The 6,000-nt window shown below is 61.9% G+C and carries 4 protein-coding genes; all 4 read right to left on the bottom strand.

The features are described 5' to 3' along the window. Positions 1 to 148: 148 nt before the first annotated feature. From G3574_RS16040 to G3574_RS16025, 4 genes are read right to left on the bottom strand one after another with little or no spacing between them, the layout of a single operon-like run. Positions 149 to 1,267: a hybrid sensor histidine kinase/response regulator gene (locus G3574_RS16040; protein ID WP_163965125.1), complete on the bottom strand. Its 1,119-nt coding sequence runs from the start codon at positions 1,265 to 1,267 to the stop codon at positions 149 to 151. Positions 1,268 to 1,281: 14 nt separating this feature from the next. Further along, positions 1,282 to 1,869, bottom strand: coding sequence for a chemotaxis protein CheB (locus G3574_RS16035; RefSeq protein ID WP_163965122.1), 588 nt, complete (start codon positions 1,867 to 1,869; stop codon positions 1,282 to 1,284). Between the two features lie 7 nt (positions 1,870 to 1,876). Next, a complete protein-coding gene (locus G3574_RS16030) occupies positions 1,877 to 2,695 on the bottom strand; it encodes a CheR family methyltransferase (RefSeq protein ID WP_163965118.1) in 819 nt (272 codons plus the stop codon). 24 nt (positions 2,696 to 2,719) lie between these two features. Continuing rightward, positions 2,720 to 5,842 carry a response regulator gene (locus G3574_RS16025; RefSeq protein WP_163965115.1) on the bottom strand — a complete coding sequence of 1,041 codons (3,123 nt, stop codon included), beginning with the start codon at positions 5,840 to 5,842 and terminating at the stop codon, positions 2,720 to 2,722. Positions 5,843 to 6,000 lie beyond the last annotated feature (158 nt).

Below are 6,000 nucleotides of genomic sequence, written 5' to 3'. Positions count from 1 at the left end.
CGTCCCGCCAGCCTTCGCCCAGCTCGACATACTGCCTTGCGACCTCGTCCATGGCCGTACCCTCCATCAACAAAGGCTTGGACACGATTTCGTCTCACTCATTCCGCATACTTACAGCTGTAGTATTTATAGCCTGGCCCCTGCCTTCTTACCTTGCCAGGCTGCCAGCGACGCGGCGCGGAATGTCGACGCAGAACGTCGTGCCGTCTTCCGGGGAAGATCGAACCGTGATCTCGCCGCCGTGGGCCTCCACGAAGCTCTTGACGATATACAGCCCCAGCCCCAGTCCCGCCGACGCGGTGCGGTTTTGCCGGCCTGACTGAAACGGCTGGAATACATCCTCCACGCGATCCGGCGAAATCTCTCCGGCATTGCATACTTCCAGGCATATGCGGTCGTGGCGCATGCCATCAATGCGGACTGTCACCGGGGCATGAGCGATGCCGTGCTTGATGGCGTTGCCGATCAGGTTGGACAATACCTGCGCCATGCGGTCCGGATCGAATTCTCCAGCCATGTCGCCTTGATCCGACAAGCCGATCGCGGTCCCGTGGTGGCTGCCCTTGAATTCTTCGATGACCGCCGCCGCGACGTCGCGGTAATTTCCAGGTGCGGACATGATTTCCAGGCGGCCGGAGCGGATCAAGGCGGTATCGAGCAAGCGGTTCACCATGCTCTCCATGCGCATGCCGCATGCCTTGATGCGTTGCGCCGCGGCAGTGATCTTTTCGTCGGTCGACAACACCTCGACGAGTTCCGCACCATGAATGGCGGCGGCCAGCGGCGTGCGCAGATCATGCCCGAGCACCGCGACGAACAGCTCGTTGATGTGCAGGGCATCCTGCAACTCCGCGATCTTTTGCCCCAGCAGTTTCTTTTGCCGGTACATCTCGATGAAGATCCTGACCTTGCTGAGCAGGATTTCCGGGGGAAAGGGCTTGTTCAGGAAATCGACAGCGCCGCTCTGGTAGCCGGCGAAGGTCCTGCCAGGTTCGTGCAGAGCCGCCGTCACGAAGATCAGCGGAATGTGCCGGGTCCTGGAATTACCCCGCATCAGTTCGGCCAGGGCAAAGCCATTCATGCCAGGCATGTTGACGTCCAGCAGGGCAAGCGCGACCTCATGGGTCAGGAGCAGCTCGAGCGCCTCTTCTCCGGAACGGGCCTGCAGGATGCGTATGCCCGGCTGTGAAAGCAGGGCTTCCATCGCGTCGAGGTTGTACTGGATGTCGTCGACCACCAGCAGGTTCACGACGTCGTCCGCGTGCATGTGTTCTAAGCTCGTCATCGTTCGGCCCGGTCCAGGCGCTTCAGTTTCTGCTTCATGGCTTCCAGCGTGAGCACGCTGTCCGGCGCCGCCGCATCGATGGCTGCCTGCGGCATGATCGTTGCCAGCGCATCGGCCGGTTCCTGCACCCACGTCGTTCCGCCATGCTCGCTGATCGCCTTCAGGCCCGCGCTGCCGTCCTGGTTCGCGCCGGTCAGCACGATGCCCAGCAGACGTTCACGGTACACCCAGGCGGCGGATTCGAACAGCAAATCGATGGAGGGGCGGCTGAAATGCACCGCTTCGTCCTGCGACAAGGACAGGCTGCGGTCCGGTTCGACCAGCAGGTGGTAGTCGGGAGGCGCGACATAGCCGCGCCCCGGTACGATGTCTTCCTTGTCCTGAGCTTCTTTGATCGGCAGGCTGCAGCGATTGGACAAGACGCTCGCAAGCACGCTGCGGCAATCGGCGGGAAGATGGAGAACGATCAGCACCGCGGCAGGAAACGATTCGGGCAAGTCTTCCAGAAGCGTCAGCAAGGCTTCGACGCCGCCGGCGGAGGCGCCAATCACGACGGCATCAAACTTGGAGTGCTGACGGTGCATAGATTGATCAGGTTCGCTGGTACAGCCGCTCCTCGCGGGCAATTTCCTTGAAGCGGTCGGCGAAGGAAGTCAGCTGCAGAGATTCCTTGTTTCCCAGGCCAAGCATTCCGCGGTGAGAAAGAGAATCGTAAAACAAACCGATCGCCCGGTTCTGCAATTCCCTATTGAAGTAGATCAACACATTTCGGCATGACACGAAATGGACTTCCGAGAACACGCTGTCCGTCGACAGGCTGTGATCGGAAAACACGACCTGGCTCTTGAAGCGTTGGGGAATGATTGCCTTGTCGTATGCGATGGTGAAATAGTCGGACAACGATGCCTTTCCTCCGGCAGCGATGTAATTGCTGGAAAACTGGGAGATGCGGTCGAGGTCGTAGATGCCCTCGCCAGCCTTCCTCAAGGCTTCCGGATTGATGTCGGTGGCATAGATGAGGGCGCGTTCGAGCAATCCCTCCTCGTCGAGCAGGATGGCAAGCGACCAGACTTCCTCGCCGGTGCTGCAGCCGGCGACCCAGATCTTGAACGTGGGATGGGTCTGCAGCTCGGGGATGACCAGTTCCCGGATCGCCTTGAAGTACGGCGGATCGCGGAACATTTCGCTGACCTGCACGGTGAAGTAACGCAGCATCTGCGCGAACACGGCAGGCTCATGCAGCACCCTGTCCTGCAGCTGGGAGAGCGTCTTGCAATCGAACCTGTCCACGGCCGCGCGCATCCTGCGGCGCATCGAGGCAACGCTGTACTGACGGAAGTCCTGCTGGTATTTTAGGTAGACGCCTTCAAGCAGCAGCTTGAGTTCGATGTCGAAATCCGGATCGATCATGGGAAGGTCCGCTCTCGTTTCGGTTCAGGCAGGCAGCCATATCTTGCACAGCGCGACCAGCCTGTCGACGTCGATGGGCTTGGCGATGTAATCGCTGGCGCCGGCGTCGAGGCTCTCCTTCCTGTCGTTGGCCATGGCCTTGGCGGTCAGGGCGATGATGGGAAGATTCCGGAACCTCGCCTGTTTCCGGATTTCGCGCATTGCCGTCAAGCCGTCCATTTCCGGCATCATCAGGTCCATCAGCACGAGATCGATGCGTTCACCGCCCTCCAGGCGGCGCAGCGCTTCCTTGCCGTTGCGGGCGATGTGCAGCTTCGCGCCAAGGGGTTCGAGCAGGCTGGTCAGGGCGAAGATGTTGCGCACGTCGTCCTCCACGATCAGGATGTCGCGGCCTTCGAATGCGGCATCCCGGGGTCTTGGCTGTCCCGCCGCACCTTGCTGGCTGGCGGGCATGTTTTCTTCCATCCTGTGCAGGAAGAGCGAGACCTCGTCCAGCAGGCGTTCCGGCGACTTCGCGCCCTTGATGATGATCGACTGCGCGTACTGCCGCAACCGGTCTTCCTCTTCCCGGGTCAGCACCCGGCCGGTGTAGACGATGACGGGGGGAAAGGAATACTTTCCGCTGCGGGTCATCTTGTCCAGCAGTTCATAGCCGGAGTGGTCGGGCAGGCCGAGGTCCATCACCATGCAGTCGAAGGTTTCCTCCGCCAGGCGCTCGAGCGCCTGCGTCGCGCTGCGGGCAAGCGTGATCACGGTGTTTTCGCCCTTGAGCATGTCGCGCATCCCGTCCGCCAGCGTGGCATCGTCCTCCACGATCAGGAGGCGATTGACGCGCCGCGCCAGCCTTCCCTCGATCTTGCGGATGGCGTTCGCAATTTCTTCCCTGGCGGCCGGCTTGATCGCGTATCCGATTGCGCCAAGCTCCAGCGCCGTCTGCTGATAATCGCCGACGGAAATGATGTGCACGGGAATGTGCCGTGTGGAAGGCTGGCGCTTCAGCCTCGCCAGCACGCTCAGCCCTGACTGGTCGGGCAGGCCGACGTCGAGCAGCACCGCATCCGGCTTGCGTGTTTCCGTGAAGTGGATGGCATCGCCGGCCGTCGCGGCATGCATGCAATCGAAGCCCATGTCGCGCACGAGTTCGCACAATACCTGTGCGAATTTCTCATCGTCCTCGACAATCAGGATCATCCGGCCAAACCGGCTTGCCGCATCGGTCGCGGCATCGGTTTCTGCATCTGGCGCCGGAGCGGATGACGCGCCGCTTTCCCGCGGCGGCGGTACGGCTTGCATTGGTTGGCGCGGCTGTTGCGCCACGCCGGGCCAGCCGGCTGCGCGCGGTGGCGCAGGGGCGCGTTCCGGCTGGCTGGAACGGGGCTGGGTGCGTCTTTGCCCAGGTTCGGCCGGAAGCTCAAGCGTGAACACGCTGCCGCGGCCCGGTTCGCTCTGCAGACGGATGCGGCCGCCGAGGAGGCTGGCCAGTTCGCGTGAAATCGACAGGCCAAGGCCGGTCCCGCCATAGGTCCGGTCGGTGCTGCCGTCGGCCTGGCGGAAAGCTTCGAAGATGATTTCCTGCTTGTCCGGCGCGATGCCGATTCCGCTGTCCGTCACCGAAAAGGCAACGGTCTGCTCACTGGCGCGGGCAATGTCCAGCCGGACCTGGCCGGCATGCGTGAACTTGAACGCATTCGAGAGCAGGTTCTTCAGTACCTGCTGGAGGCGCTGCGCATCCGTGACGATGCTCGCCGGAGCGCCATCGTGAACGACGACGTCGAAGCCGAGCCGCCGTTGCATTGCGACCGGCTCGAACATCAGCCGCATGCCGGCTGCGAGTTCGTCGACCGTTACCTGTTCGTTCTGCACTTCGACCTGGCCCGCCTCGATCTTGGACAGGTCGAGAATGTCGTTGATCAAGGTAAGGAGGTCCTGGTTGGCGGAATGAATGGTCCGCGCGTAGCGGACCTGGTCCTGGTTCAGGTTGCCGGGCTTGTTTTCCGCCAGCATGTGCGAGAGGATCAGCGAACTGTTCAATGGCGTGCGCAATTCGTGCGACATGTTCGCCAGGAACTCGCTCTTGTACTGGTTGGAGCGTGTCAGCTCCACCGTTGCGGCTTGCAGGTCGGCCTTCTGGCGCTCGAGCAGCTGGCTACGCTCGGCCAGCATGACGTTTGCTTCCTCCAGTTCGTTCTGTTGCGTCTCGAGCGTTGCCTGCGATTCCTGCAGCAACCGGCTCTGCTCGTGCAATTCTTCGTTGGTGACGCGCAGTTCTTCCTGCTGCGTCTGCAGCTCCTCGCTTTGACGGCGCGTTTCTTCCAGCACTTCCTGAAGGTGCTCGCGATATAGCGCCGAACGCAGCGCCAGGCCGAACTTGTCGGCGACGAGTTCGGCGAGCTCCTTTTCCTTGCTCAGGTCGCCATCCTCGCGAAGGAACCCGAATTCGACGATGCCCGTGACGCGGTTTTCGGCAAACACGGGAAATACCAGCACGTGGCGGGGTTCCGCCTCGCCCATCGCCGAGGTGATGCGCAGGTAGCCGGGCGGGACGTCATGCAGCACGACAGCTTCGCCGGTCAGCGCTGCCTCGCCGGCAATGCCCTGCCCAAGGGCAATGGGATCCATCTTCTCGACCCCGGCTTCCGTGGCGAACGTGCCTGCCGGCACCAGCATCTGCCCGTCGAGGCGATACAGGATGCCCACCTGTGCGTTGATGTGCGTGGCAAGCGCATGCAGCATCATCCTGGCCAGTTCGTTGATCGTCCTGTCGCCGATCATGCTGCGCGACACGGCCGACCGGCCCTGTTCCAGCCACAAGGTATGGGCAAGCCGATGACGGTCCTCGACCACCACGTTGACCAGGTAGGCTGCCACGATGAGGATCATGGTGCCGAGTCCGCGATTGACCATGCCGATGATGGGCGAGAGTCCCGCGGGAGACACGAAGTAGCCGGCAATGATCAGCACCGTGGCGACGGTGGCGATGAGGTAGGGCAGGCGCGGGTTGTCCTGCCTGATGCACAGGACGACCGGCACCAGGTAGAACACCCAGACCGCGACGCCGACCGGCGTCACCGCGTCGATGGCGAAAATGATGGCACAGATCAGCGCGATGCTGATATCGATCATTGAACGCGATAGCAGGGAGGTCATGAGCTCGTTTTCGCTTGCAGTCGGTACCTGCACCAATCAGGTGCCGGGCTGGTCAGACGCCACTTATATTGCAGTTCATTCATGTTTGCAAGCGGATCGCCGGGTGATCCGGTTCATGGAAAGGCAGCGAGCGGGCGGCAATGACTGGCTGGAAGGCG

Origin of the sequence: Noviherbaspirillum galbum (assembly GCF_010974945.1) — a bacterium.
Lineage (GTDB): Bacteria > Pseudomonadota > Gammaproteobacteria > Burkholderiales > Burkholderiaceae_D > Noviherbaspirillum > Noviherbaspirillum galbum.
The sequence above is the reverse complement of the archived record's forward strand: the minus strand, read 5'-3'. Positions and strand labels throughout refer to the sequence as shown.

Bases quoted from the DNA above. Each gene is read 5' to 3' on its own strand.
- G3574_RS16040 (WP_163965125.1), bottom strand. From the start codon at position 1,267: ATGCACGCGGACGACGTCGTGAACCTGCTGGTGGTCGACGACATCCAG.
- G3574_RS16035 (WP_163965122.1), bottom strand. From the start codon at position 1,869: ATGCACCGTCAGCACTCCAAGTTTGATGCCGTCGTGATTGGCGCCTCC.
- G3574_RS16030 (WP_163965118.1), bottom strand. From the start codon at position 2,695: ATGATCGATCCGGATTTCGACATCGAACTCAAGCTGCTGCTTGAAGGC.
- G3574_RS16025 (WP_163965115.1), bottom strand. From the start codon at position 5,842: ATGACCTCCCTGCTATCGCGTTCAATGATCGATATCAGCATCGCGCTG.